Below are 2,074 nucleotides of genomic sequence, written 5' to 3'. Positions count from 1 at the left end.
GCGCGCTGGGCGTGGTTGGAAGCTGCCCGAGCGGCAGGCCTGCACGATGATGAACGCCTCACCGATCGTGAACCTGCCCCCGACCGAGCGAATGATTGCTGCAGGGTATGGCGACAAGCCCAAAGCGCCGAGCCTGGCCGAATGCATCCGCCATTTCTATGGCGAAGAACTGGACGGCGCTCATGACGCGCTGGTCGATGTTCGCGCCTGCAAGCGGATCTATTTCGAAATGCTCGAACAGGTACCCGCATGACCCAACCCGGCGACGAGGAAATAGCGGACCGCCTGATGAGAGAGCAGGCGGCACAGGATGCAATTCGCGCCCGGATAGCAGCGCAGGGACAAGCGCAGGAGGCCATGAAGGGCCGGAGCGCAGGGGAGAGACGGGGATGACCCTCGAACAGAAGAAGGAGATCGTCGGTCAAAAAATAGCGGTGTGGTTTTCATGCGGGGCAGCAAGTGCCGTGGCCGCTCGCGAAACGATCCGCCTTTACGGCGCGCGTAATTCCGTCAGGGTTCTGAATAATCCAGTCATGGAAGAAGGGTGGGACAACCGCCGCTTTTTGGCTGATGTGGAAGAATGGATCGGGCGGAAGATCGAGACGGTTACACACCCCAAATGGCCTATGGCGAGCGCCGCCGCTGTCTGGGAGAAGAAACGATATATGGCCGGGGTAAGGGGAGCGCCTTGCACCGCGCTCCTCAAGAAAGAGGCCCGCCAAAAATGGGAAGCTGAAAACCCCTGTGACTGGCATGTTCTGGGTTTCCATGCGGGAGAAAGCCGCAGGCATCGCAATTTCACCATTACAGAGCGGGCGAATGTCCTGCCTGTATTGATTGACGCAGGATTTACCAAGGAGCGATGCGCCCAGATCCTTGTTGATGCGGGAATTCGTTTACCTGAGGCCTACGCGCTGGGACTGCCAAATGCGAATTGCATTGGGTGTGTCAAAGCGACCAGCCCGACATACTGGAACCTCATACGACAGGTTGCGCCTGATGTGTTCCATGCCCGGTGCGAGCAGTCACGCCGGATTGGTGCCCGGTTGGTCGAGGTGAGGAAAGAGCGGATCTTCTTGGACGAATTATCCCCTGACGTAATGGGCGGACCTTTGAAAGCGATCCAAATGCCGGAGTGCGGCATATTTTGTGAAGAACGAGAGACGGCGGAGATTACACAGTGACCCAGCACGAACAGAAGCCGGAGAGCGCGGAGTTTCGGACGCGGGCGGATCAGGTGCGCGAACTGTGCGCAAGCTGCTCTCACGAGGAAGTTGCGACCGCTCACATCCTCGAAGCCGAAGCCCGAGGTGCGGCAGAGCAGCGCCAGAAGGACGAAGAGAAGCGCGAATTGATCTCGGCAAATCTCGACAAGCCGGGATTGATCGAATGGTCAGTGCATATTCTCGGGCCTGATGATGTGCATCCATGCGGGTCCAGAGCAGAAGCCGAGGTGCTTGCGGAGGAGACGAACATTCTCGCCGGAAGTACGAACAAGGGCAGAAGCGACGATGAATTTGTCACCTATGCGGCTTATGTCGTCCCGCGTTTCAAGGCTGACCGAGAGGCCGAGCAGCGCCGGAAGGATGCGGAGGGGGCGGAGCCGGACGGATGGCAATATGAATACGCGCGTGGCGATTGGCATGATACCAGATCGCCTGAATGGTTCATTGAACGAGGCACAAAAGTCCGCCCCCTCTACCTCCGCCCCGCCAACGTCGCCACGCTTGAGGATCGGGTGAAGGAGTTGGAGGGGGTCTTGAAGGAAGCCGCATACGCTCTTGAGCGAGTGAAAGACGGAAAGCGCGGCGGATACAATGCCCGCAACGGCAAATTTGTCTCTCTCCAGATGAGTGACGGTGAACGCGGCGATATCATCCACAGTGAGGTCACTTTGCACTGTGAATACGCTCTCGAAGCGTTGCGCTCAGCCATCCGCGCGGGAGGCGAGCATGGGTGAATGGGAGAAGGCGCAGGCCACCAAAAACGCTATCGTTGGGTTCGCGAAGCACGACCCTGAGATATCCGTTCATCTCGGGGCGCTCTATGGCGTGGCCGATATTGCCAAAGACGA

At 58.6% G+C, this 2,074-nt stretch carries 2 protein-coding genes and 1 pseudogene; all 3 read left to right on the top strand.

Annotated elements, in window-relative coordinates; genetic code table 11:
• Positions 1-253, top strand: a pseudogene (locus C0V97_RS18365) (3'-5' exonuclease); the annotation flags it as partial.
• Between the two features lie 136 nt (positions 254-389).
• A complete protein-coding gene (locus tag C0V97_RS10165) occupies positions 390-1,184 on the top strand; it encodes a hypothetical protein (protein ID WP_127102487.1) in 795 nt (264 codons plus the stop codon).
• The gene (locus tag C0V97_RS10160) at positions 1,181-1,960 is read left to right on the top strand and encodes a hypothetical protein (protein WP_127102486.1); all 780 of its coding nucleotides are present in this window, start codon (positions 1,181-1,183) and stop codon (positions 1,958-1,960) included. The genes C0V97_RS10165 and C0V97_RS10160 overlap by 4 nt, the downstream gene beginning before the upstream one ends.
• Positions 1,961-2,074 lie beyond the last annotated feature (114 nt).

Origin of the sequence: Asaia sp. W19 (assembly GCF_003994335.1) — a bacterium.
GTDB lineage: Bacteria > Pseudomonadota > Alphaproteobacteria > Acetobacterales > Acetobacteraceae > Asaia.
The sequence above is the reverse complement of the archived record's forward strand: the minus strand, read 5'-3'. Positions and strand labels throughout refer to the sequence as shown.

Coding starts and splice junctions, on each gene's coding strand:
- C0V97_RS10165 (WP_127102487.1), top strand. CDS start 390: ATGACCCTCGAACAGAAGAAGGAGATCGTCGGTCAAAAAATAGCGGTG.